This is a genomic window from Shewanella oneidensis MR-1 (genome assembly GCF_000146165.2).
GTDB classification, from domain to species: domain Bacteria; phylum Pseudomonadota; class Gammaproteobacteria; order Enterobacterales; family Shewanellaceae; genus Shewanella; species Shewanella oneidensis.
The window spans coordinates 2,983,272-3,005,582 of sequence record NC_004347.2 but is presented as its reverse complement, the minus strand read 5'-3'; the positions used below and the strand labels follow the sequence as shown (position 1 = coordinate 3,005,582).

At 44.9% G+C, this 22,311-nt stretch carries 22 protein-coding genes; 12 read left to right on the top strand and 10 right to left on the bottom strand.

The features are described 5' to 3' along the window. Positions 1-5: 5 nt before the first annotated feature. From SO_RS13365 to sodB, 3 genes are all read right to left on the bottom strand, one after another. Positions 6-1,274: a YeaH/YhbH family protein gene (locus tag SO_RS13365; protein WP_011072794.1), complete on the bottom strand. Its 1,269-nt coding sequence runs from the start codon at positions 1,272-1,274 to the stop codon at positions 6-8. 65 nt (positions 1,275-1,339) lie between these two features. Continuing rightward, entirely contained in the window at positions 1,340-3,274 is a 1,935-nt protein-coding gene (locus tag SO_RS13360; protein ID WP_011072793.1) for a PrkA family serine protein kinase, read from the bottom strand. Positions 3,275-3,523: 249 nt separating this feature from the next. Then, positions 3,524-4,108 (bottom strand): superoxide dismutase [Fe], encoded by a 585-nt coding sequence (sodB, locus tag SO_RS13355; RefSeq protein WP_011072792.1) that lies wholly within the window; start codon positions 4,106-4,108, stop codon positions 3,524-3,526. A gap of 226 nt (positions 4,109-4,334) precedes the next feature. Between sodB and SO_RS13350 the strand changes: the two genes are divergently transcribed. Further along, on the top strand, positions 4,335-4,667 hold the full coding sequence (locus SO_RS13350; protein WP_007649079.1) for a Grx4 family monothiol glutaredoxin: 333 nt from the start codon (positions 4,335-4,337) through the stop codon (positions 4,665-4,667). 132 nt (positions 4,668-4,799) lie between these two features. Here SO_RS13350 and SO_RS13345 read toward each other — a convergent pair whose 3' ends face one another. Continuing rightward, a complete protein-coding gene (locus tag SO_RS13345) occupies positions 4,800-6,038 on the bottom strand; it encodes a uracil-xanthine permease family protein (RefSeq protein ID WP_011072791.1) in 1,239 nt (412 codons plus the stop codon). Positions 6,039-6,253: 215 nt separating this feature from the next. On the opposite strand from SO_RS13345, the gene SO_RS13340 reads away from it, so the two are divergent. Beyond that, a complete protein-coding gene (locus tag SO_RS13340; RefSeq protein ID WP_011072790.1) occupies positions 6,254-7,336 on the top strand; it encodes a DUF2066 domain-containing protein in 1,083 nt (360 codons plus the stop codon). Positions 7,337-7,411: 75 nt separating this feature from the next. Further along, positions 7,412-8,122 (top strand): DnaA inactivator Hda, encoded by a 711-nt coding sequence (gene hda / locus SO_RS13335; protein WP_011072789.1) that lies wholly within the window; start codon positions 7,412-7,414, stop codon positions 8,120-8,122. A 114-nt stretch (positions 8,123-8,236) separates the two neighbouring features. Here the strand turns inward: hda and SO_RS13330 are convergent, their stop codons facing one another. Next, the gene (locus tag SO_RS13330; protein WP_164925887.1) at positions 8,237-10,186 is read right to left on the bottom strand and encodes a hypothetical protein; all 1,950 of its coding nucleotides are present in this window, start codon (positions 10,184-10,186) and stop codon (positions 8,237-8,239) included. 65 nt (positions 10,187-10,251) lie between these two features. After that, positions 10,252-11,278 (bottom strand): IS630-like element ISSod10 family transposase gene (locus tag SO_RS13325; protein ID WP_238560486.1). Its coding sequence is split into 2 segments (ribosomal slippage): positions 10,252-10,828 and positions 10,827-11,278, totalling 1,029 coding nucleotides; the frame shifts between segments, so codons are not numbered across the junction. 56 nt (positions 11,279-11,334) lie between these two features. On the opposite strand from SO_RS13325, the gene SO_RS13320 reads away from it, so the two are divergent. After that, positions 11,335-11,484, top strand: a complete 150-nt coding sequence (locus tag SO_RS13320) for a hypothetical protein (RefSeq protein ID WP_164925728.1) — start codon at positions 11,335-11,337, stop codon at positions 11,482-11,484. 97 nt (positions 11,485-11,581) lie between these two features. On the opposite strand, the gene SO_RS13315 is transcribed toward SO_RS13320, so the two are convergent. From SO_RS13315 to bepA, 3 genes are all read right to left on the bottom strand, one after another. Further along, complete coding sequence (locus SO_RS13315) at positions 11,582-11,956, bottom strand: DUF2069 domain-containing protein (protein ID WP_011072787.1); 375 nt, start codon at positions 11,954-11,956, stop codon at positions 11,582-11,584. A 52-nt stretch (positions 11,957-12,008) separates the two neighbouring features. Continuing rightward, positions 12,009-12,359 carry an arsenate reductase (glutaredoxin) gene (arsC, locus tag SO_RS13310; RefSeq protein ID WP_011072786.1) on the bottom strand — a complete coding sequence of 117 codons (351 nt, stop codon included), beginning with the start codon at positions 12,357-12,359 and terminating at the stop codon, positions 12,009-12,011. A gap of 132 nt (positions 12,360-12,491) precedes the next feature. After that, a complete protein-coding gene (gene bepA / locus SO_RS13305) occupies positions 12,492-13,961 on the bottom strand; it encodes a beta-barrel assembly-enhancing protease (RefSeq protein WP_011072785.1) in 1,470 nt (489 codons plus the stop codon). A 112-nt stretch (positions 13,962-14,073) separates the two neighbouring features. Here bepA and SO_RS13300 point away from each other — a divergent pair, with 112 nt between their 5' ends. Together SO_RS13300 and SO_RS13295 are read left to right on the top strand one after the other, a co-directional pair. After that, positions 14,074-14,307, top strand: coding sequence for a sulfurtransferase TusA family protein (locus SO_RS13300; protein WP_011072784.1), 234 nt, complete (start codon positions 14,074-14,076; stop codon positions 14,305-14,307). Positions 14,308-14,507: 200 nt separating this feature from the next. Beyond that, complete coding sequence (locus tag SO_RS13295; RefSeq protein ID WP_011072783.1) at positions 14,508-15,593, top strand: AI-2E family transporter; 1,086 nt, start codon at positions 14,508-14,510, stop codon at positions 15,591-15,593. A gap of 70 nt (positions 15,594-15,663) precedes the next feature. Here SO_RS13295 and SO_RS13290 read toward each other — a convergent pair whose 3' ends face one another. Continuing rightward, on the bottom strand, positions 15,664-16,584 hold the full coding sequence (locus SO_RS13290) for a LysR family transcriptional regulator ArgP (protein WP_011072782.1): 921 nt from the start codon (positions 16,582-16,584) through the stop codon (positions 15,664-15,666). Positions 16,585-16,696: 112 nt separating this feature from the next. Here SO_RS13290 and SO_RS13285 point away from each other — a divergent pair, with 112 nt between their 5' ends. The 6 genes from SO_RS13285 (at position 16,697) to SO_RS13260 (ending at position 22,303) form a co-directional block, all read left to right on the top strand. Further along, positions 16,697-17,317, top strand: a complete 621-nt coding sequence (locus tag SO_RS13285) for a LysE/ArgO family amino acid transporter (RefSeq protein WP_011072781.1) — start codon at positions 16,697-16,699, stop codon at positions 17,315-17,317. Between the two features lie 236 nt (positions 17,318-17,553). Next, entirely contained in the window at positions 17,554-18,036 is a 483-nt protein-coding gene (locus SO_RS13280) for a DUF2919 domain-containing protein (RefSeq protein WP_011072780.1), read from the top strand. Positions 18,037-18,249: 213 nt separating this feature from the next. Continuing rightward, positions 18,250-19,455 (top strand): HD-GYP domain-containing protein, encoded by a 1,206-nt coding sequence (locus tag SO_RS13275; RefSeq protein WP_011072779.1) that lies wholly within the window; start codon positions 18,250-18,252, stop codon positions 19,453-19,455. Positions 19,456-19,522: 67 nt separating this feature from the next. Beyond that, on the top strand, positions 19,523-20,374 hold the full coding sequence (locus SO_RS13270) for an SDR family oxidoreductase (RefSeq protein ID WP_011072778.1): 852 nt from the start codon (positions 19,523-19,525) through the stop codon (positions 20,372-20,374). A gap of 119 nt (positions 20,375-20,493) precedes the next feature. Next, positions 20,494-21,117: a thiol:disulfide interchange protein DsbA/DsbL gene (locus SO_RS13265; RefSeq protein WP_011072777.1), complete on the top strand. Its 624-nt coding sequence runs from the start codon at positions 20,494-20,496 to the stop codon at positions 21,115-21,117. 919 nt (positions 21,118-22,036) lie between these two features. Beyond that, positions 22,037-22,303, top strand: coding sequence for a DUF4212 domain-containing protein (locus tag SO_RS13260; RefSeq protein WP_011072776.1), 267 nt, complete (start codon positions 22,037-22,039; stop codon positions 22,301-22,303). Positions 22,304-22,311 lie beyond the last annotated feature (8 nt).

Below are 22,311 nucleotides of genomic sequence, written 5' to 3'. Positions count from 1 at the left end.
CCCCCTTAAACTGCCTGTTTTTTGAATAATTCTCTAAACACAGGGTAGATATCTTCGGCTTGACGAATGTGTTGCACTGCTATGTTGTCGTAGTGTTGTTGTAGGGATTCGTATTCACGCCACAGGGTTTGATGGGCGCGGTTGGTGATTTCGATATAGCTAAAGTAACGCACTAACGGCAGGATTTTTTGCTCTAATAATTGCTTACAGGTGGGAGAATCATCGGCCCAGTTATCGCCGTCAGAGGCTTGTGCCGCATAGATATTCCACTCATCGGCAGGGTAGCGCGCCTGCTGAATTTCGTGCATTAATTTCAATGCGCTCGAAACGATAGTGCCGCCCGTTTCTTGGGAGTAAAAGAACTCATGTTCATCCACTTCCTTCGCTTGGGTATGGTGACGGATATACACCACTTCAAGGTTTTTGTAGGTGCGGGTGAGGAACAAATACAACAGGATATAAAAACGTTTTGCCATATCTTTTGTGGCTTGATCCATAGAACCTGACACGTCCATTAAGCAGAACATTACCGCTTGGCTTGAAGGCACTTCACGCCTTGAAAAGTTATTGAAGCGTAAGTCAAAGGTATCGATAAACGGTACCTTGGCGATTTTCCGCTTTAACTCTTCAATTTGCGCTTTTAGATCCAAGATAAGCTCAGCTTTTGTCCCTGGAATATTTTCAAGTTCGGCCAGTTCTTGCTCTGACTCTTTGAGTAATTTCTTTTTACTCGCTGACATGGCAATGCGGCGCGCCAATGATGAACGTAAGGAGCGCACAATGTTGATATTGGCGGGAACACCATCATTGGTGAATCCAGCGCGGTAGATTTGATACTCAACGAGCTTGTTGAGGCGATTTTTTTGCAGATTAGGGAGCTCTAAATCCTCAAATAACAATTCAAGGTATTCATCTTTGGATATTTCAAACACAAAGTCATCATTACCTTCACCCGAATCGGAGGCATCACCTTTACCCGCACCGCCGCCAGAGCCTCCCTGAGGCCTATCGATTTTATCGCCGCGGGTGAACTGATCATTTCCAGGGTGAACTCTGTCTCTCACGCCTCCTTTGCCTTGATGGAACATAGGTTCACTGATATCCCGTGTGGGGATACTGATTTTTTCGCCTTTATCTACATCCGTTACACTGCGACGCGTGACGGCATCGCTGACAGCTTTTTTGATTTGTTGCTTGTATCGGTTGATAAAGCGCTGGCGGTTGACTGTGCTTTTTCCTTTCGCATTCAACCGTCTATCGATAAAGTTCGCCATACGCACCTCCCAAACCCCAGCGAAGGCTTTGGCAACACCAAAGCCTCGTTCTTAGTAAGCGCAAGTTAAGAGGATTTACGCACCCGTAAATACCACTCAGACAGGAGTCTGACTTGTTTTTTGGTGTAGCCTTTCTCCATCATTCGATTGACAAAATCATCGTGTTTACGCTGATCATCATTCGAGGTTTTGGCGTTAAAGGAAATGACCGGAAGCAAATCCTCGGTATTAGAGAACATTTTTTTCTCGATCACAGTGCGTAGTTTTTCGTAGCTGGTCCACAGTGGGTTATGTCCCTCATGGCTGGCTCGGGCGCGCAGGACAAAGTTAACGATTTCATTACGAAAATCTTTGGGATTACTGATCCCCGCAGGTTTCTCGATTTTTTCAAGCTCGGCATTAAGTGCTGCGCGGTCAAACAATTGGCCTGTTTCTGGGTCGCGATATTCCTGATCTTGGATCCAAAAATCCGCATAGGTGACATAGCGGTCAAAGATATTTTGACCGTATTCAGAGTAGGACTCTAAATAAGCGGTTTGGATTTCTTTACCGATAAACTCAACGTATTTTGGAATTAAATAGCCTTTTAAAAACTCCAGATAACGTTCGGCGGTATCGCCAGGGAATTGCTCCTGCTCAATTTGACGCTCTAGAACATAGAACAAATGCACTGGGTTGGCGGCAATTTCAGAGTGATCAAAGTTAAATACCCGTGACAGGATCTTAAAGGCAAAACGGGTGGAAAGGCCGTTCATCCCTTCATCGACGCCGGCATAGTCGCGGTACTCTTGATAGGATTTCGCTTTAGGATCGGTATCTTTTAAGCTCTCACCATCGTAGACCCGCATTTTTGAGTAGATAGAAGAGTTTTCAGGAGCTTTGATCCTAGATAGTACGCTAAATTGTGCGAGGGTTTCTATGGTGCCCGGTGCACAAGGGGCTTGAGATAGCTCGGAATTTTGTATGAGTTTTTTATAAATCTGCAATTCTTCCGACACCCGCAAGCAATAGGGCACTTTGACAATATAAACCCTATCGAGGAAGGCTTCGTTGTTCTTGTTGTTTTTGAAGGTTGACCATTCTGACTCGTTTGAGTGCGCCAAAATAATCCCGCTATAGGGCAGGGCAGATAAACCTTCTGTGCCGTTATAGTTACCCTCTTGAGTGGCTGTGAGCAGTGGGTGCAGCACCTTAATCGGGGCCTTAAACATTTCCACAAACTCCATTATACCTTGGTTTGCACGGCATAATGCGCCGGAGTAAGCATAGGCATCGGCATCATCTTGGGAGTAATGTTCCAGTTGACGAATATCGACTTTACCCACTAAGGAGGAAATATCTTGGTTGTTCTCATCCCCTGGTTCGGTTTTGGCAATCGCCAATTGATCGAGAATAGAGGGATAAACTTTGACCACGCGGAATTTGGAAATATCACCACCAAACTCATGCAGGCGTTTTACAGCCCAAGGTGACATGATGGTTTTGAGATAACGACTGGGAATGTTGAACTCATCCCGCAATAGTTGACCATCTTCGTCCACATCGAAGAGACAGAAGGGATGATCATTTACAGGGCTCCTTACCCCATTGGCACTCAGAATATAAATGGGCACTTTTTGCATCAATGATTTAAGTTTTTCTGCCAGTGATGACTTACCGCCACCCACAGGGCCGAGCAAGTACAAAATTTGCTTCGATTCTTCTAAACCTTGAGCTGAATGTTTAAGGTAGGCAACGATTTGTTCAATCGCATCTTCCATACCAAAAAAGTCTTTAAATGCGGGATAGCGAGAGATAAGACGATTCGAAAAGATACGGCTTAGGGTTGGATTTTTAGCCGTATCGATAATTTCGGCTTCGCCGATGGCGAGCAGTAATCGCTCGGATGCTGACATATAAGCACTGCGATCTTCTTTACAGATATCCAGAAATTCCTGCAAAGTGTATTCTTCATCGAGTTTTTGTTCGTAGCGCTTTTGGTAATGCTCGAAAATGCCCATATAAACCCCCTGAAACGCCAGTGATATCATGGAAGGGATAACTGATTTCTCAGCTTCCTACACTAATCTTAGACACAAACTTGTCTGCTGTGTCAAAAAAATATCAAATAAAAACAATAACAAATGATTGCAATTGCAATTGTTGCACTTGTAGATATCGAATTGGATTTATCTCAGCAGTAAGGCGGGGCTTTTTGCATAATAAAAAAGAGCCACTTGGGCTCTTTTCATTATCGACTAAGGAGGTGATTAACCTGCGAAGTTTTGGTTCACGAAGTCCCAGTTTACTAATTGCCAGAAGTGGGCTAAGTAGTCAGGGCGAACATTGCGGTAATCGATGTAGTAAGCGTGTTCCCACACATCCACAGTCAGGATTGGGGTAACAGTGCTGTCAGTCAGAGGTGTTGCAGCATTGCTAGTGTTAACGATAGCGACAGTACCATCGGCTTTTTTCACTAACCAAGTCCAGGCGCTACCGAAGTTGTTGACCGCTGAATCGGTAAATTGGGCTTTGAATGCATCGAATGAACCGAAAGCCGCTTTGATAGCATCAGCCACAGGGCCTGTTGGTTCACCGCCAGCGTTTGGTGCTAAGCAGTTCCAGTAGAAAGTGTGGTTCCAAACTTGAGCTGCGTTGTTAAATACGCCACCTGTAGAAGTTTTGATGATTTCTTCTAAAGATTTACCTGCGAAATCGGTTCCTTCGATTAAACCGTTTAGCTTAACAACGTAGGTGTTGTGATGCTTGCCGTAGTGGTATTCAATGGTTTCTTGAGAAATGTGTGGTTCAAGTGCGTTCTTTGCATATGGTAATGCGGGTAATTCGAAAGCCATTAGTATCTCTCCATGGTCTTAGGTTATCGTTTTTTAAACGTGCTCACTAGGCCCTATTGTACCGATAAAATTTGTGATGTGAATCATTGTTTGGCTAATTGATTAGATAGGCGTCATCGAAAAAATAATTGCAGGCCATAACCTTACAAACTGTGGGATTTTGTTCTGCGCTTAGCTGTCGTACAATAGCGGTATTGAGTCAATGTCATCATACTTAGGAATTAAAATGGAAACAGTAGAGAAAATTAAACAGCAGATCGCTGAAAACCCAATCATTGTATACATGAAGGGTTCTCCTAAATTACCTAGCTGTGGTTTTTCATCTCAGGTAGCCCAAATCATGATTAACTGCGGTGAGCAGTTTGCATTTGTGGATATTCTCCAGCACCCAGATATTCGTGCTGAATTACCTAAGTATGCAAACTGGCCAACCTTCCCCCAACTGTGGATTGAAGGTGAGCTGATTGGCGGCTGTGATATCGTGGTTGATATGTATCAAAAAGGTGAATTACAGCCATTAATCAAAGCGACTGCTGAAAAATATAAAACTGCAGAGTAATCACGGTAAGAGATTGATGAAAGAATAACAAAAAGCCGCTAAGTGAATAACTTAGCGGCTTTTTTATTGGCAAATGCCTACTGAGTAAAAATTTGGCGTTCAGTTCTTGTATGAGCAATTCAAGGGCAAAACTTAGTGTGATGCCACATCTTGTTTGTGGTGTTTGCTCGCAGGTAATAGCAGATTCATGGTAATGGCCACAATACCGCAAAGGCTGATACCTGTCAGGCTGAAGGAGCCAATACCAAAGGCCATACCGCCAATGCCAAAGACTAAGGTGACACCGACAATGCTTAAATTACGCGGCTCGGATAAATCCACGTGGTTGCGGATCAAGGTATTTAGTCCTACAGCTGCGATTGAACCAAATAATAAACACATAATACCGCCCATCACTGGTACTGGAATGGTTTGCATTAATGCACCTAGTTTACCCACAAAGGCTAGCGTAATGGCGGTGATGGCGGTCCATGTCATGATCCTTGGGTCGAAGTTACGGGTTAATGTGACTGCACCAGTGACTTCTGAATAAGTCGTATTTGGTGGTCCACCAAAGGCCGCTGCCGCAATAGTTGCTACACCGTCACCCGTTAACGTGCGATGTAGGCCAGGTTTTTTCATAAAATCCTTACCCGTGACATTGGAAATAGCAAGAATGTCGCCAATATGTTCAACTGCTGGGGCTATGGCTACAGGGATCATAAACGCGATGGCATGCCAGTTAAATTCGGGGGCGACAAATTTTGGAATGGCAATCCAATTCGCAGCTGTCACCACTGAAAAATCAACAATCCCAAAGGCGAGACTCAGGCCATAACCAACGATAATACCAGCTAAAATGGGCATTACCTTAAGTAGCCCCTTGGCAAAAATGGCTACGGCAATAGTAGTACACAGGGATACAAGCGAAATGATTAATGCCGTGTTGGTTGGGACTAAGGCTAAACTGCCGTCGCCACTTTTACCCAGTGCCATATTCACAGCGACTGGCGCTAAACCCAGTCCAATGATAATTATCACAGGACCAACCACCACTGGAGGCAGTAGTTTGTGAATAAAATCGGTGCCGCGTACTTTCACTAAAGCGCCAAGGCACACATACACGACGCCTGCGGCCATAATGCCTCCCATAGTCGATGGGATCCCCCAAGTTTGTACTCCGTAAAGAATAGGGGCGATAAAAGCAAAAGAGGAAGCCAGAAATATGGGCACTTGGCGTTTAGTAATTAATTGAAAGAGTAAAGTACCAATACCTGCGGTAAACAGAGCTACACTAGTGTCGAGTCCGGTTAACAGTGGCATCAGCACGAGGGCACCAAATGCCACAAACAGCATTTGTGCGCCCTGCAGAGGAATGGCAAGTCGTCTCATTTATTATTCTCGTGAATTTAGGGTAAACCGCGAGATGATAACAGTTTGTTGCAGTATGATCTTTATTAAATGGCGTATTTGCAGGCGGCGATCACTGTTTTATGGCCTGCCAGACTGGAGAGCCTCAATCCGAGTGCCGAATAAGGCTAAGACTCGCTAAAGGCGCTAACTATGGTACAATTTGCACTATCTGACGTAACTTCAACTATCCAAAGATGCTGAAATTTCTATTAAAGCCAAGCTTAGTCGCGTTTTTATACTGCCTGTTTACCGTTAATAGCCTGCAAGCTGTTGAAGTGAGCAAATTAGATGAGGCTGACGTACCAGTTACGTCCCGTGCGGTTCCAGAGCGTAATAGCGCACTTAAAACCGCATTAGAAAAAGTGATCATAAAGAATACGGGGACGGCCCGTTCTTTGGATAACAGCGTGATCCAATCGCAATTGGCCAATCCTGAAGCTTTGCTAAGTCAATTTGGTTATGTTGAACAAAATGGCCAGTTGTTGCTGAAAGCAAATTTTGAGCATCGGCGGATTGTGTCTTTACTGCGTCAAGCCCAACTTCCAGTATGGGGCACCCAACGTCCATTAACCCTGTTTTGGGTGGCCATGCCGAGTGAAGGTGACACCATTTTATTGAGTGATTCTTCCTCGTTAGCCGAGCGTAAGGTGTTTAGTACTTTCTCCGATGAACGTGGGATCCCAGTGCTACTCCCTATCCTCGATCTTGATGAATTAATGGGGATTAATCCAAATGATGTCAAAGGGATGTTTGCAGATATCGTTGCCAGTGTCTCAGGTCGTTATCAAGCTGATTTCTTAGCCCTTATGGCCATTGATCCAGAAGGGAGCCGAGTGCGTTATCGTTTAAACCTGTATTCCAAAACCACGATAGATTCATTAACGCCGCCATTATTTACTTTTAATGGTAGCGCCGAAAATAGTGCGCAGGCGATCACAGCAATGATGGCCGCCTTAGGGGATTACTATTTTACTAAGTATGCTATTGCGGATTCCGGTGAGCAGGTTGGGGCCAGCGTAACCTTTGTTAACATTGATAAAATGGCGCAAGTTGTCGAGGTGGAAAAGTATTTAAAGCAACTGAGTGCGGTTAAGAATGCCACTCTGTCGCGTATCCAAGGCAACACAGTGACCTTTACGTTAGATCTATTTGGCTCACAGACTGACTTTGAGCGCTTATTAAGTTTAGAGCCGAGAATTTCGGTGGTGGCGCCTGGAGAGTTTTCCGCCAGCGCGAGCCCAGCTGGTAAAACTGTCTATCAATGGCGTTTACCTTAAACTTCCCTCGTAGAGACAGAGCTATTGTAGCTCAGTCGCGTGGGGTTGATAATTTATTGATATTGAGACGTACGAGTGCCATTAAACTCACCGCTACAACTTTCATTACCGGTTTACCTGCCGGACGATGAAACTTTTAATAGTTATTATCCAGCAGCGGGTAATGATGAACTTATTCAAAAACTGCGCGCCAATGCTGAGGGGCATGGTGAGGCGGCCATTTATGTTTGGGGACCGGTAAAATCGGGTCGCACTCACCTAATGCATGCCGCCTGTGCCCATGCTAATGAACTCGACCGTCGCAGTTTTTATTTGCCACTAGGGATCCATGCGAGTATTTCAACAGCTTTATTGGAAGGCTTGGAACAACTTGATTTGATCTGTATTGATGATGTGGACGACATCGCAGGCCATCCGGTTTGGGAAGAGGCCATTTTTGATCTGTACAATCGCGTTGCCGAAAATAAGCGTTGCGCACTGGTAGTTAGCGGTCGGTCTGCACCAGCGGATGCAGGATTTTTATTGCCCGATTTAGTCTCAAGAATGCAGTGGGGACTTAATTATCAACTGCAGCCGATGGCAGATGATGAAAAACTCGCGGCATTGCAACGCCGTGCCGCCATGCGTGGGCTGCAATTACCAGAAGACGTTGGGCGCTTTTTACTCAATCGTATGGCAAGGGACTTACGTACCTTGTTTGATGTATTAGATAAACTTGATAAGGCATCTTTAGTACATCAGCGTAAACTCACCATTCCTTTTGCAAAAGAAATGCTGCACCTCTGAGCTCATTAGCGGATCCACAAAAAGTCCGTCGAATGATTTCGACGGGCTTTTTGTGTCTTCCAAATGACCTGAAATGCTGAAATCTTGTCCGTCAGATCGCTTAAATTCGAGTGACTACTGCTGCGGATGGCGGTGACGATCGCCACTGAAACGCAGTTCTGGCTCGGTTACGCTATCACCGCTGGCCGTGGTACTTTGTTGTCCTTTCGCGATGGCAGTATTGGGTGACATACCTAAGGTTTGACGCCAGCTTTGGCCTTGGGTCATCTGAATCGGTTCGGGCAAGCGTGTCAGCAAGGTAATACCATCTAACTCCGGTAACATGCCATCGATCACTAAGGCTGCACGGTTTACTAAATCATCCGCACCAATGCGGCCTCTTTGCCCCCAGTTAACGATAATTGTGTCAGCAGTAATTACTTCGGGAGCATTTGTTACTGCCACATCCCGCAGGATTTGATAGCGATAACTCATCATGGCTTCTTCAAATAGCATTGCCGTATCTTCGCGGGTGCTGGAATAGGAATAGAAGTCGTTGGCGATATCGCCGGAGAAAAACGTACTGACATCGGATGGTTGATAGGCTTTTTGGGTAGCAGTGGCTTTCGCACCCAAAAAGCTAACCCCCGCAAGCCCAGTCATTTCAGAGCTAGTCAATGGGTAGCTTCGGCTCACTTGGTCTGAAATCAAACTTTTATTAGCATTTCGGCGACTATAGTCATCCAATAACCTTGGACCGGTGAGCGATGCATGCACGCTTCTTGGGAAGAAGTCATTGGCGTGGGCGAGTTCATGGTACAAAAGTGAGGCGAGGTCAGGATTTATTTGGGCCAGAGTCCGTGTGGCCCGTGTGGTAATGGGGAATCCTTGTGAGGCATATTGGTTATTTTTAACATAGCGCCACGGCATGATGAAATTGAGTTCATTACCAAAGCTGCTGCGATAATCCGGCGCTTCATTGATGGTATCGCGCTGCATCGGTGTGAGCCAGAGATCATTGGGGTCGAGATAAATTGCCCCTGTAACAACCCAATAGAAAGATGGACGCACATCATAACTAATCACCACTGCAGTGACCGATTGTAGCAGTCGAGCAAAGTCACTATTGGGATCCATTTGTTGTAAAAACGCGGCAAAATTATCACCCATCCAATCGTGGGACACTAATACCCGATCAAGAATCGTATCGACATCAAGGTTATCAGAAACTTGGCCTATGAGTGGCAATTGATTGATCGTACAAGCCTCTTTGAGCTGATTGGAATACACACAGCTTGTGAGCGCATTTGCATAAGGAGAGCTTGGATGGTAGGCGTGAGTACGCGCAAGAGGTGTATCAAAGTAACTGGAGCTTATCGCTGGCGCCGCGGTGGTTAATACAAAGGCTTCATCCGTGACCGAGGTGCCGTTAATGCTGGCGCTAGCTCTTAAGCGTATGAGGGTATCTTGCGTAACACTTGGGGCTGTAAACAATGGCCTGAACGGGTCACTAATATCTAAAGTCACCTCTGGGCCTTCGGCAATACACCAATTGATATTGCCGGCACTGAGGCCGGCTTGCTGGCCAATTCGCAAGCTCACATCGTTGCCTTCAACGGCTTGATGATCTTGGCGAATATTCAGCAATCCGCCCATGCTACTATCTGCATTAATGCTGATATCACCGGTAACATTGGTATTGGTGCCAGTGATTTGTAAGCGAAAACGATAGTTACCTGCAGCTGGGGGCTCTAAGGCTAATACTGGACTATTTTGGCTAACGAGTTCAATGCTGGGGCCTTCGAGTTGTTGCCAACGGAAAGTGAGATCCTGCGAATCGCGATTGCTTAGGTTGGCAATAATGGCACTGGATTGTCCCACACTGTATTGAGATTCCGTTTTAAATCGAATTGCACCAGTATCTGTGGTCACTAATGGTGTGACCGACGTGCAGCGTGGCACATTGGTGGTGGGTGGCGTAACTGTACCGCCATCGCTGTTGCTATCACCTCCGCCGCCACAGGCACCCAGTGTTGCTGCTGCTGCGATGATACCTAATCGACGAATTGGACCCCATATTTCCATCATGTCACACTCCAATTAACTCGCTGTTATTGTTTGTTTTTGTCGATTGATACCAATTACATTAATTAACTGTTCATCTTTGCCCACTGCCTAGAGCATAATTGCATTACCCTCAGCGGTTCTTTTATAAATGTATTCCATGCGATGGAGCATTGCTCGACAATATCGTCGTAGCCCTTAAAGCTGCGATTTGCCAGCACATGTTGACGCAGCCATTGCCAGACCTGCTCCATCGGATTCAACTCCGGTGAATATGGGGGGAGTTTGACGATACTTAGGTTATCAAAGTCATCGGCTAAATCTCGTTGATGCCAGCCCGCACCGTCCATGATGACCAGTGCATGTCGTCCAAATTCTGTTGCGGCCGAGATCAATTTTAAGTGTTCATGCATATAATCGCTGTTGGCAAACGGGGCGAGAATGGCTTCCGTGGCGCCTGTTGCCGGACACAGAGCCCCAAATAAATACGCTGATTCAAACTGTTGCTGTTTTACTGCTCGTGGCCGAGTCCCTTTCTCAGCCCAGATACGAGTGGTGGTGTTTTGTTGACCAAATCTGGCTTCATCTTGAAACCAAACATCAATGCGATCGAGTGCAACGTGTCCTGGGGTGTTAAGGATCATTGCCATTGGGAAGTTTTTTAAAAGACTCTTGCACAGCTTCAGATTGCTTCGGATGACGTGCTCTCGTAGTGATCCACGAAAAGCCTAATTGATGTAGTAAACGGTAGAGATTAGTTTGCTTGAAAGTCACGCCAAATTCAGACTGGATAAAGTCGCCGACATCCTTGGCCATTAGTCTGCCACCTTGCTCAGATAGACTTTTGAGCTGGACGAATTCTGCTAGGGTTGCTAGTTGCGAGGAGGACAATTTAGCGGGACGTCCCGGATTTGGCTTGTCATTTAGGCCGGACAGTCCCAAGGAAAGATAAGTGGAGACCCACTTATTCACACTGGTTCTGCTGACCTTCAACATACTGGCGATAGCAGTACGGGAATGACCTTCTGTGAAGTGAAGCAGAGCGAGATAGCGGATCCGTTTACGTGCGCTTTTCTCGGATTTAACTAATGCAGCAATGTCTGGATGGCTCATGAGCTGGAAGCTGAGAACGTGTTGGCTAATTAGATCACATAATTAAGGAGATTGGTATGACTGGCAAAATTCACAGTCATGTACTGGCAAAAAATGACTATAGCACGCTCTTTTGGTTACAAAAAGCGATCAAAGGTAGGTTAAATGTTGTGAATTGTTCGCAAATGATTGCAGTGGATAGGCAGAAAATTCAGTGTGTTGACTAAAAATTGATGCACTAGTGAATATGACTGGTCAGTCTGTTAATAAAAAGCGCGGTGTCATTGAACCGCGCTTTAATATATTGCATTGCAAATATCAGTCTTACTTATCGGATTTTTTCTTCAGGCCAAGCCCTAGTTCACGGCCACGAATACGGGCGTAAAATGGAAAGGCAATCAAGAGTGCGCCAATCAGCAGTACTTCAATAGCGGCAAAGGCCAATGCATCGGTCGTGACATACAGTAAGGTGAGTGCGTGCAGCATGTACAAGCATAAAATAAAGCTGGCCCATGCGTAGGTGTAAGGATTGCCTTTTAAAATACCTTTCATAGGCAGCAACAGAGGTATTACCCATAATAGACTGAATAATAAAGTATATTCCCCATTAATGCCTTGACCAATAAACCAGCCGCCCAGCAGCAGAACAAGGGCAAGGTAGCCTAAGCGGCTGAGGGTCAATAGAGTGTTTGAGGTCATGATTTTCCTAATCTTAACATCTTTGAATGATGATGAAATTGCCTGAACAACATTAGAGAATGTTCAGTACATTTTCCAGTGGCCGACCAATGGCAGCCTGTTGATTTGCCAGTACGATTGGGCGTTCAATTAATTTTGGCGTGTTGACCATTGCTTTTATGAGTGTCTCTTCACTGAGCGTAGGATCGCTAAGACCTAAAGCTTGATACTCGTCTTCCTTAGTGCGTATTAACTCACGGGCACTGAGTTGCAGTTTGGCTAATATCTCGTGGATCTCAGCTGCGCTAGGTGGATTTTCGAGGTATTCCACTACTGTAATATCACAACCTTGTTGTTCGAGTAGGGCTAAGGTTTCGCGGCTTTTTGAACAACGTGGGTTATGGTAAATGGTGACTTTGGTCATAGTGCTCGTGTGGGTCATCGTGCTCATGCTCAATCAGCTAAAATAATGGCGCGGATGATAACAGAAAAAATTGCGCCCCGTCAGAGTGTTTGGGGCGCAATTATTATCGGTTAGCAGACGCGTGAGCCAAGATTACTTCAGCGCATCCATTTCTCTATCCGCTTGTTTAAATTGACGGATCCGCGCTTCAATTCGCGCCAGTTGTAACTGATTACCTTCCGAGGCGCGATAGGCAAAGTTCAGTTGATCGATTGCGCCTTTGTAGTTGGCACCCAAAGCCATCAGCTCGGCATTGGAGAAATACTCCATCCCAGGGTTGCCCAATTTTTTATAGGCCAGGTTAAGCAACTGATAGGGCAATTGATTTTGCTTATCGAGGAAAATCATATCTTCGAGCAGCGGAATGGCTTTGGCGGGTTCACCCGCTTCAATATAAATATTGGCTAAGTTAGCGTTGATCACCTGAGACGTGGGCTTCAAGTTTCGCTGGGCTTCAAGTAACTTAATCGCTTGGGCATAATCCTTGCGCTCATTGAGTAGATCTGTCTTGGTATCGATATAAAACAAGTTGTTATCATCGATTTTTAATAGTTCGTCGACAATCTTTTCGGATTCGTCAAATTTCTTCAATCTAAATAGTGCCAAAGCTTTGCCGTAGAGTGCAGCCTCTTTAAAGCCATAGGTTTGCTTGTTAAGTTGTTTTTCAAACATGCTCAACACTGCATCGTCACTGAAGCTGGAAAAACGCACCTGAATACGGGCTTTGGCAAGCTGGAAGTTCAGATTATCCGGCACATAACGGTGGGGATATTGTTGGGCACGATCCCGCGCCTCGGAGATCCGTGACTCAGGCAAAGGGTGAGTCAATAACATTTGTGGTGGCGTGGTGGTAAAACGGTAGCGACTAGCGAGTTTGCCAAAGAATTCGGCAGAGGCATTAGGATCAAAACCCGCATCGACTAAAATCTGCATGCCGATACGGTCAGCTTCTTTTTCATGCAGGCGGGTGTAGTTGATTTTCGATTGTGTCGCCATGGCTTGGGTCGTTGCCAGCGCAGCCATCCCCGCCTGAGGGACGGCGATTGTTAATAAAATGGCACCGAGTAAACCAGCGACTGTCGCTGGCCCCGTTTTTTGCTGTGCTTCGAGGGAGCGCGCTAAGTGACGTTGGGTCACGTGGGTGATTTCATGGCCTAATACGGAGGCCAGTTCACTTTCGTTATCGGCATTAAGAAATAGCCCTGTGTGCACGGCAACGTGGCCGCCGAAGAAGGCGAAGGCGTTGATTTCATCATTTTGCAGCAAGAAGAAATAAAAGGGCGTTTTTACTCCTGTTGCATGGGCGACCAATTTATTTCCTAATTCAGTAAGATACTGACTCAATACGGGGTCGTTCAACATCGGCGCCGATGATCGAATGACGCGCATATAGGCATCACCATAGATCATTTCTTTTTCTAGGCTGAAGGTATTGACGGCGGCGGTGCCCAAATCGGGCAAGTCGTTGTTGGCAAAACTCTTTGCGGCTCCACCGAGTAACATTAATGCAAGTACACTCGCCGCAAGGGGTTTACATCGGGTCAAAAACGTCAAGTTACGCAAGTGGATCCTTTATTTATTTTAGTTGTTTCAATTAAGGCCCAGAGGGCGCTTAGCTTGTAGTTTGGGTTGCAACTTAGGATAATAGCCCAAGTTTGTTCATAGCAAGTTCATTATGATTTTTATTGATTTAACATCATTTCGCTGCCCAATTCCCTTGGTTAAGGCCAAACTTGCATTAAAGTCCATATCTGTGGGTGACAGCTTGCATATTTTACTCTCAGACCCCGGCTCTCGGCGAGATGTTCCCGCTTTTTTTAAAAATCAGGGGCATCAGGTCATGGCGTTACAAGATGATGCTCGCCAGTTAAGCCTGTTAATCACAAAAGTTGATTTATCACAGCGCTAATTATGCGTAAGCATGGTTCAATGCATAGCTCAAAATACAAGTTAGCAATAAATGACTGCAACAATAAAAATCAATAGTGGTCATAGAAAGCAGTTCGCTGATTTTAAACCATATACACTGTTAATCTGGTGCGATAAGGTTAACTCATAAGTCTCTTTCCGGTGTTTTTGGAAAGCCAACCATCCCTTTGGAATAAATTCATGTTTAGTTTTTTTTCTCGTTGGTATCAAGAGCGGTTTAGTGATCCTCAGGCCGTGACCTTATTGGCTATTTTGGTGGGGTTAGCGCTAGTGCTTTATTTTGCTGGCGGCTTATTAGCGCCACTGCTCGTCGCCCTCGTGTTGGCTTTTTTACTCGAATGGCCAGTAGCGCAAATGCTGAAATTGGGAATTAACCGCACAACTGCGGCTTCCTTAGTGCTAATTATTTTTTTAGGAATAGTCGTGCTGCTCACCTTTGGGCTTATCCCCAGTGTGTGGCGTCAAGGGGTGAGCCTGATGACAGATTTGCCGAGTATGATCGATAAAGGATTGCAAACTGTGCAGGGATTAGCGACCCAATATCCGCAGTTTATCAGTGTCGAGCAGCTCAATTTAATGGTCGCCGAACTCAAAAAACTGCTCGACACCCAACATGTGCTCGATATTGCGAAACAACTGATTGGATACTCTGCGTCGTTACTGGTGCTGATGGTGTACGCGATTTTAGTGCCATTGTTGGTGTTCTTTTTTCTTAAGGATAAAGATCAACTTATCAGTGGCAGTAAACGTTTTTTCCCCACTAATCGACAGTTAGCACGCAAAGTGTGGTTTGAAATGCACCAGCAAATCTTTAACTATATTCGTGGCAAAGTGATCGAAATCGTCATAGTTGGTGTCGCGAGCTATATCTTGTTTGCGTTTATGGGACTGAGCTATTCGGCCTTGTTAGGGGTGTTAACGGGACTGTCGGTGTTAATTCCTTATGTGGGCGCGACGTTAGTGACTTTGCCCATCATGCTGGTGGCGTTTTTCCAATGGGGTTTCAGCTCGGAGTTTGGTTATTTAATGCTAGGTTACGGCATTATTCAGGCCTTGGACGGTAACGTGCTTGTGCCTATCCTGTTTTCCGATGCGGTGGATTTGCATCCGGTGATCATTATTGCTGCCGTGTTGGTCTTTGGCGGTTTATGGGGTGTTTTGGGGGTCTTTTTTGCGATCCCATTAGCGTCTCTAGTTAAAGCCGTGATCAATGCTTGGCCGAAAACCGAGATTGAGCCTAGTGCTTCCGCTCCCCCACAAAAATAATTTTGTTGTAACATGATCGATTAGCGATTAAAAACTGAGCATCACGCTCAGTTTTTGTTTTTCTATAAACTCACTGCTGTAATAAATGATGTTGTGCGGTGGCGGCAAGTGCGCGATAAACCAAGGTCGTTTGTTTGGCTTTGATATTCCAATGTTGCCAATAAAGTGGAACTCGCATGCGTTTTTCTGGGGTGAGCTCAATGAGCACACCTTGATCAATCAAGGGCTTTGCTTGTAAGTGTCCGACTAAGCCATAACCCAGACTTAGGTTAATGGCCTCTAAAAAACTCTCGGATGAAGGAATGGTGTGCTGCCACCATCGGCCTGGTGTCATCTGAAAGTACTGTGCCAGATACTTTTCATGCAGTTTATCTTTGGTTGAAAACACCACGGCGGGAGCCTTTGTTAATTGAGCTTGCGTGAGTTGAGAGCCTGAATCGTTGCTGGTATCTGACCATTCAAAATAGCGCGCCGCAAATTGTGGGGTAGCGACACACATATATTCCATCGTCCCTAAAAACTCACTGCTACAGCCTGCCATCGGATTGGCTGTGGTAGTGACACAGCCCACAGCTTCACCATTTTTAAGCAGGTGATGGGTGTAGGATTCATCATCGACGATCAATTCCAGCAGCCAAGCATGGCGGCTAAACATATCGGCTAGGGCGGGTAAAAACCATGTCGCTAAGCTGTCGGCATTGACTGCAATCCGTACCGTAGTGGGATGGTTTGGGTCATCGGCATCTAATTCGCTCCTGAGCTCACTTTCAAGTAATTGCACCTGCGAATAGTGACGCAATAAACGTTTACCAGTAGGCGTTGCAACCACTGGCGTTGAGCGGATTAATAAGGATTGTCCGACTCTTTCCTCTAATTGCCGCACCCGTTGTGACACCGCCGATTGGGTGATATGTAGCACTTTAGCGGCGCGCTCAAAACCACCTTCTGAGACCACTACGGCCAACGCTTTAAGATTGGCGTATTCCAGCATAATACCCATCCTTATGATTATTAATTTTACTTATGATACATAAAAAACATTAGTTATATTAATTTTATTGTTTTGTCTATGCTAGCACCTTCTTAAGATATGAGAGGTAGTTATGCAAACGGCGTTTATTCAAGGTATGGGCATTGGTGGTAGTTTGATTATTGCCGTAGGGGCGCAAAATGCTTTCGTGCTAAAGCAAGGGATTAAGCGTGCTTACCCTTTGCCGATTGCGCTGCTTTGTTCGATTATCGATGCCTTGATGATTACCGCGGGTGTGGCAGGGCTTGGGCATATTATTGAGACCTTTCCGACCATTAAGCACGTGGCGAGTTTTGGTGGTGCGGCTTTTTTGATTTGGTACGGTGCCAATGCGCTTAAGGCCTCTTTTGTTACCAAGGGGATGGAGATGGATCACGCGCAAAATGCTGATACTCTGCGTAAAGCCATCTTGACCACCCTAGGCATAAGTCTACTCAATCCACACCTTTATTTAGATACTGTGGTGTTGCTTGGTAGTATCAGTACTCAGTTTGAAGATGCTCACCGTCCTTGGTTTGGCGCCGGTGCAGTATTGGCTTCTTTTATTTGGTTCTTTAGCCTAAGTTTTGGTGCACGTTTGTTGGCGCCTATTTTTAGTCGTCCAGCGGCATGGCGTTATTTAGACCGCTTTATTTGGCTGACGATGTGGAGCATTGCTGCGGCCATTATCTGGCCATACCTTGCCGCAATTTAATCAGATTTAGATGAGTTTGGGATTTTTGCTGAAATCAGGTTGAAAATGTTGGAGTATTCGACCTGAGGTTGTTTCAGTTTATGCCCAAGATAGTTTGATAAGGTAAGCAATTAAGGCGTCTATTTAAGCGCCTCGTTGTGGTTTTGTGGCTGGATTAATTTCTCGTTACCATTGAAATTACACTAAGAGACACCATCTAGGATATAAAGGTTACGTTTTTACTAAATGGATTACCGTTGAATTTCAGTCACATCACTTGGCTTGATGATAAAGGCCATATTAAACCGCCGATTTTTTTATATGTGATTTTGGCATTCCTTGCCCGCGGCTGGTGTATTTTTATTGCCTCTCTGACTCAAGCCAATGATAGAGCTGAATTAGTGAGGATCTTTTATCCCGAAAAGTCTGACTTTTTGCTGGCCCTCGCGGCAGGTCTTGGTGCTGTTGTGCTTTATTTCGTGGTACTTGCAGAAAGACGTCGTTCCCCTCAGTGGCTTCGCCCTGTGTTTGTGCGGCTAAAATGGGGATTATGGTTGTTGCTTTTGTTGGATGCGGGCTTACTGACTCAACGCTTAATCCATGGACAATTTCTATTTCATTGGAGCTTGGCTCTTGATGCGCTGGTGTTGTTTTGGTCTTGTTTGTATGTGTATAAGTCAAAAAGGCTTCGTTATTACCTTGCGGATTGGCCAAAGGAGGCAAAAACAGAGATAAAATAGCTGAATTTATCTCTTTGTTATTTCAGTTTTTTATGTGATATTTGACGATGTCGAGGTGATTTTTGTGTTCTATCCCTCAGTTTGATAAGCATTTTTTCGCTGGCAGCTTACTGATTTTATTGAATCATCTATAGTTATGTGTACTTAGCTTAAATGTGCGGCAAAGGGAAGTCATTGTTTGACTTTTTGCGTGCATGAAAGGAGTCGTATTGCGTGGCAAAAGTAGCTCATAAAAAACTATTACTCTCCGAACTTCAGCCTGGTATGCGGGTTAAGTTGCCTTTGTCATGGACGAATCACCCTTTTCTGTTTAACCGAGTGGATATCAATAGTGCGGCACAAATTGAGATGATCCGTGGACTCGGTGTGCCCTTTGTTTATCTTATTTCTGGTAGTAGTGATGATGCCGAAGCGGTAGATGAAGAGGAGGAAATTGAAGAGATTGATGAAATGCCACCTGAGCGGGATCTCAAAGCCGATACCCGTAAATCGATGCGACTAAGCCAAAAACGATTTTTAGAGAGTGTGAATCAATGCCGCAATGTTTTTGGCAAGATAGTGAGCGATCCTGAGGGGGCATATCGTCTGTCAGCAGCTCTAGTTGAAGATTTACTTAGTCATTTACAAGAGGTGCAAAAGCCTTTCTTAACCCTAGTAGGGATGGACGAAAAGGATGTGAGTGTGACTCAGCATGGCGTCTCTGTGGCGGTATTAGCCATGATGATAGGTCATGCTCTTGATTTACCTGCGCGCGAGCTGCGTGATATTGCCCTTGGCAGTTTATTCCATGATATTGGTAAACTAAAAGTCCCCGATGTGATCCGTCGAAAGCGCAGTGCCTTAACTCCCCATGAAGCCAATTACCTACAGATGCACCCTAATTTTGGCTATGACATGCTTAATCGCTCGGGACTTTTCCCTAAAGAAGTGCTGAATATCGTGTTACATCACCATGAGTTTGTTGATGGTTCGGGTTTTCCTGACGGATTAACGGGCCATAAAATCCCTATGGTGACTCAGATTGTTAGCTTAGCGAATGATTACGACCAACAACTCAGTGGCCAGCAAGCGACGTCGCCTCAGGTTGCGCTCGGTTATTTATTTAAAAATAGAGCCAGTAAGCATTCGGAATCGTTAATTTCTGTTTTAGTCAAAATATTAGGTATTTATCCCCCTGGAACCATAGTCAAACTCTCGGATGATAATGTCGCTAAAGTGATTATGACGACCAAAGAGGTAAGCCAGCCACAGGTATGGGCCTGCAAAGAAGATGGCAGCGAAGCGTCGCTCCGCTTTTTAAGTGACGAGGGCGTGACAGTACAAAAGTCCTTGCGAGTCGAGGATTTAACTGAGGGCGCAAAGCGTACATTGCAGGTCGATAAGGGGATTAGTTTTTATTTTAGTTCGTTACAAGCTTGAATCCCTTTGCCTGAGTTCCGTATGCTATTGGCCGAAATATTTTTTAGTGGCAAATAGGTCAAAGAGAATGGAACACACTGAGGCAAATAAAAAGAGTATTGCGGTTGTAGGTTGTGGTTGGTTCGGTTTTGCGCTTGCCAAACAACTTGCTCAAGCAGGTTATCGCGTCACAGGTACTAAAAGGCAGTGTGAGGATCTTCCTGCATTAACGCAATCGGGTATAGGGGCATTCCAACTGCAGCTCGGTGTTGAGGCCGAAGTCGTTCCTGATGCGCAGCTCTTGCAAGCGTTATTTCAGACTGACTTTCTTGTCGTCAATATTCCTCCTCGCCTAAAGCATGGCAATACCGCTTATCTTAAAGAATTGCAGCAACTCATCGAGTTAACTCAAGGTTGGCAATATCAAGGCATAGTGTTTATTAGTTCGACAGGCGTTTATCCTTCCCTTGATAAATCCATGACGGAAGCCGATGCATTGGCAGATTCGCCTTCGGCACAGGTGTTGTTGGATGCTGAAGCTTTGTTTGCTCGTCAATCGAATACGTGTATCGTGCGCTTTGCAGGACTCGTGGGGCCAAAGCGTCATCCGGGACGTTTTTTTGCGGGCAAAACCGATGTGGCGGGCGGGAATGTTGCTGTCAACTTGGTTCATTTACAGGACTGTGTCGATGCGGTGAGATTAATTATCGAAGCTAAAGTTAGAGGAGAGCAGCTTGCGCCTATCTATAACCTCTGCGCGAGCGAGCATCCAAACAGAAGGGATTTTTACACCGCTGCGGCCGAGTCACTCGGATTAACTGCGCCGCAATTTAATTCGCAAACGCAACCGAGTAAAGTCATTTTAGGTGATGCGATAGTAAGAGAACTTGGCTTTCACTATCGGTTTGGCTCACCCCTTGCCATGCTGACCGCCTGTTAGTGTGTTAGCCGTAATCCTTAATAAATATTAAGAATCTACGGGCGTATTTTAAGCTATCTTAATGGTCTGTATTTGTTACAAATAACTTAATATTCAATGTTCTAATAAGAAGAGTAAAAATGAAAAGCCTAATTAATGTTGTTCGACCTTGGGTGGCTATGGCCTGTGGCTTGGTGTTGAGCGCCAGTTTTACGCTGCAAGCGGCAAGTTTTGAGGAAGGTAAAGACTATGTAACGGTGACTGGGATCAGTGAAGCACAAAAACCGATTTTACGAGAGTTTTTTTCCTATAACTGCCCACATTGTTATAAGCAAGAGCCCTTTGTCGCCTCAACGGTGAAACTACTTGGTAAAAATGTTGCCTTTGAGCGCACGCCTGTCGGAGTGGGGCGTCCTGCGTGGGAGTTAAGCCAGTTGGCCTATTATGTGGCGCAAAAGCTTAATATGACCAAACAAGTTCATGAGGCAATTTTTAAACAAATTCATGAAAAGGGTGAACAATTTACTCGCCCTGAGCAGGTGAAGGCCTTTTTTGTTGCTCAAGGTGCTAAAGCTGATGATGTCGATGCGGCGATGAATTCTGTTGACGCTAAATTTTCAATGATGAATTACGATTCTCAAGCTGAGCTAGCGGGGATTAAAGGGGTGCCTTCGTTATTGGTTAATGGCCGTTACTTAGTGACCTCTCAGGTTCATACGCCAGAGGAGTTGGCCGAGCTGGTGAAATACTTAGCTGCAAAATAGTGAGGTTATTTGTGAGGTAAATGTTTTCGCAAAACCAGCCTCACCAATCTTACATAACCCAGCATTGCTGGGTTATTTTTTACAAAATTTCAACTCAGGTTAAGGATGTATAAATCTAACCTACATCGCAAAAATACAACGGCTGCCCCTGAAACTTGCGCTTTGCGCTGATCTCTAGACGCATTGATGTGTCAATAGTGGGGCAGTTGCTAGGGCGTGTTGACGTTTCAGGGTTATTTTTGCAGCAATTTGGCTGGATTTTATGCAAGGCAAAGTCCGTGCAGTGTAGTTATTCTACATAAACGGACGATAACGCGGCAGAAAAGTCAGCCAAATGCTGCCCGAAGGGTTCGTCTGGCCAGCCCTTGCTCTTTGTCACTCGTCATTTGAGTAGAATAACTACACATCATTCCTCGTTTCGCGAGCACAAACTTGCCAGAACGAACAAAATCTAATCTCGAAACGTCAACACGCCCTAGTGTAGTTAACACATTAGATGATATAACATATTGTAAGATAATAATTTATTGTCGGCATTGAGGTGGCTAACCAAAGTATACTTGCTTGGTTCAACATGTCTCTTAAAAATGTCCTGATTGAACTCATGATAATGGCTTAAATCAGCTGCAATTCAGTATTTAGTTTGTACGACAGCCAGTTACTGCTCTCAATTCTGTTCCATCTACCATGAGATTTTGCCTGTTTCTAGCCTGTAGATCTTCGACATTGGTCTAATCCGCTTAAAAATTCACTTTTTTATTACAATGTAAATTCAATGTTAAGTTGTTGATTTTTATTTGTATGCGTTAGTTTTTATTGTGAGTAAGTTCGCAAATTAGACTAAGGTCTTGATTGTGGTCACCCCAGCGATTGCTAGATTTAACAAGACTTAATAATAAAACAGCACAGGGGAGTCGCTATGGCGTTTGAAAATAATGATAAAGCAAAAGGTTACTGGAATGAGAATTTACGTCTTGTTTTAAGCCTATTAGCTATTTGGGCCGCAGTTTCGTTTGGATGCGGCATTCTATTGGTTGATGTACTTAATGAAATCCATTTTATGGGATTTAAATTAGGTTTCTGGTTTGCTCAACAGGGATCGATGTATGTCTTTGTTGCGCTTATTTTTGTCTATGCGGCAAAAGCCAACGCCTTAGATAAAAAATATAACGTACAAGAAGACTAAGGAGCACA

Coding starts and splice junctions, on each gene's coding strand:
- SO_RS13365 (WP_011072794.1), bottom strand. CDS start 1,274: ATGGCGAACTTTATCGATAGACGGTTGAATGCGAAAGGAAAAAGCACA.
- SO_RS13360 (WP_011072793.1), bottom strand. CDS start 3,274: ATGGGCATTTTCGAGCATTACCAAAAGCGCTACGAACAAAAACTCGAT.
- sodB (WP_011072792.1), bottom strand. CDS start 4,108: ATGGCTTTCGAATTACCCGCATTACCATATGCAAAGAACGCACTTGAA.
- SO_RS13350 (WP_007649079.1), top strand. CDS start 4,335: ATGGAAACAGTAGAGAAAATTAAACAGCAGATCGCTGAAAACCCAATC.
- SO_RS13345 (WP_011072791.1), bottom strand. CDS start 6,038: ATGAGACGACTTGCCATTCCTCTGCAGGGCGCACAAATGCTGTTTGTG.
- SO_RS13340 (WP_011072790.1), top strand. CDS start 6,254: ATGCTGAAATTTCTATTAAAGCCAAGCTTAGTCGCGTTTTTATACTGC.
- SO_RS13330 (WP_164925887.1), bottom strand. CDS start 10,186: ATGGAAATATGGGGTCCAATTCGTCGATTAGGTATCATCGCAGCAGCA.
- SO_RS13320 (WP_164925728.1), top strand. CDS start 11,335: ATGACTGGCAAAATTCACAGTCATGTACTGGCAAAAAATGACTATAGC.
- SO_RS13315 (WP_011072787.1), bottom strand. CDS start 11,956: ATGACCTCAAACACTCTATTGACCCTCAGCCGCTTAGGCTACCTTGCC.
- arsC (WP_011072786.1), bottom strand. CDS start 12,359: ATGACCAAAGTCACCATTTACCATAACCCACGTTGTTCAAAAAGCCGC.
- SO_RS13300 (WP_011072784.1), top strand. CDS start 14,074: ATGATTTTTATTGATTTAACATCATTTCGCTGCCCAATTCCCTTGGTT.
- SO_RS13295 (WP_011072783.1), top strand. CDS start 14,508: ATGTTTAGTTTTTTTTCTCGTTGGTATCAAGAGCGGTTTAGTGATCCT.
- SO_RS13290 (WP_011072782.1), bottom strand. CDS start 16,584: ATGCTGGAATACGCCAATCTTAAAGCGTTGGCCGTAGTGGTCTCAGAA.
- SO_RS13285 (WP_011072781.1), top strand. CDS start 16,697: ATGCAAACGGCGTTTATTCAAGGTATGGGCATTGGTGGTAGTTTGATT.
- SO_RS13270 (WP_011072778.1), top strand. CDS start 19,523: ATGGAACACACTGAGGCAAATAAAAAGAGTATTGCGGTTGTAGGTTGT.
- SO_RS13265 (WP_011072777.1), top strand. CDS start 20,494: ATGAAAAGCCTAATTAATGTTGTTCGACCTTGGGTGGCTATGGCCTGT.
- SO_RS13260 (WP_011072776.1), top strand. CDS start 22,037: ATGGCGTTTGAAAATAATGATAAAGCAAAAGGTTACTGGAATGAGAAT.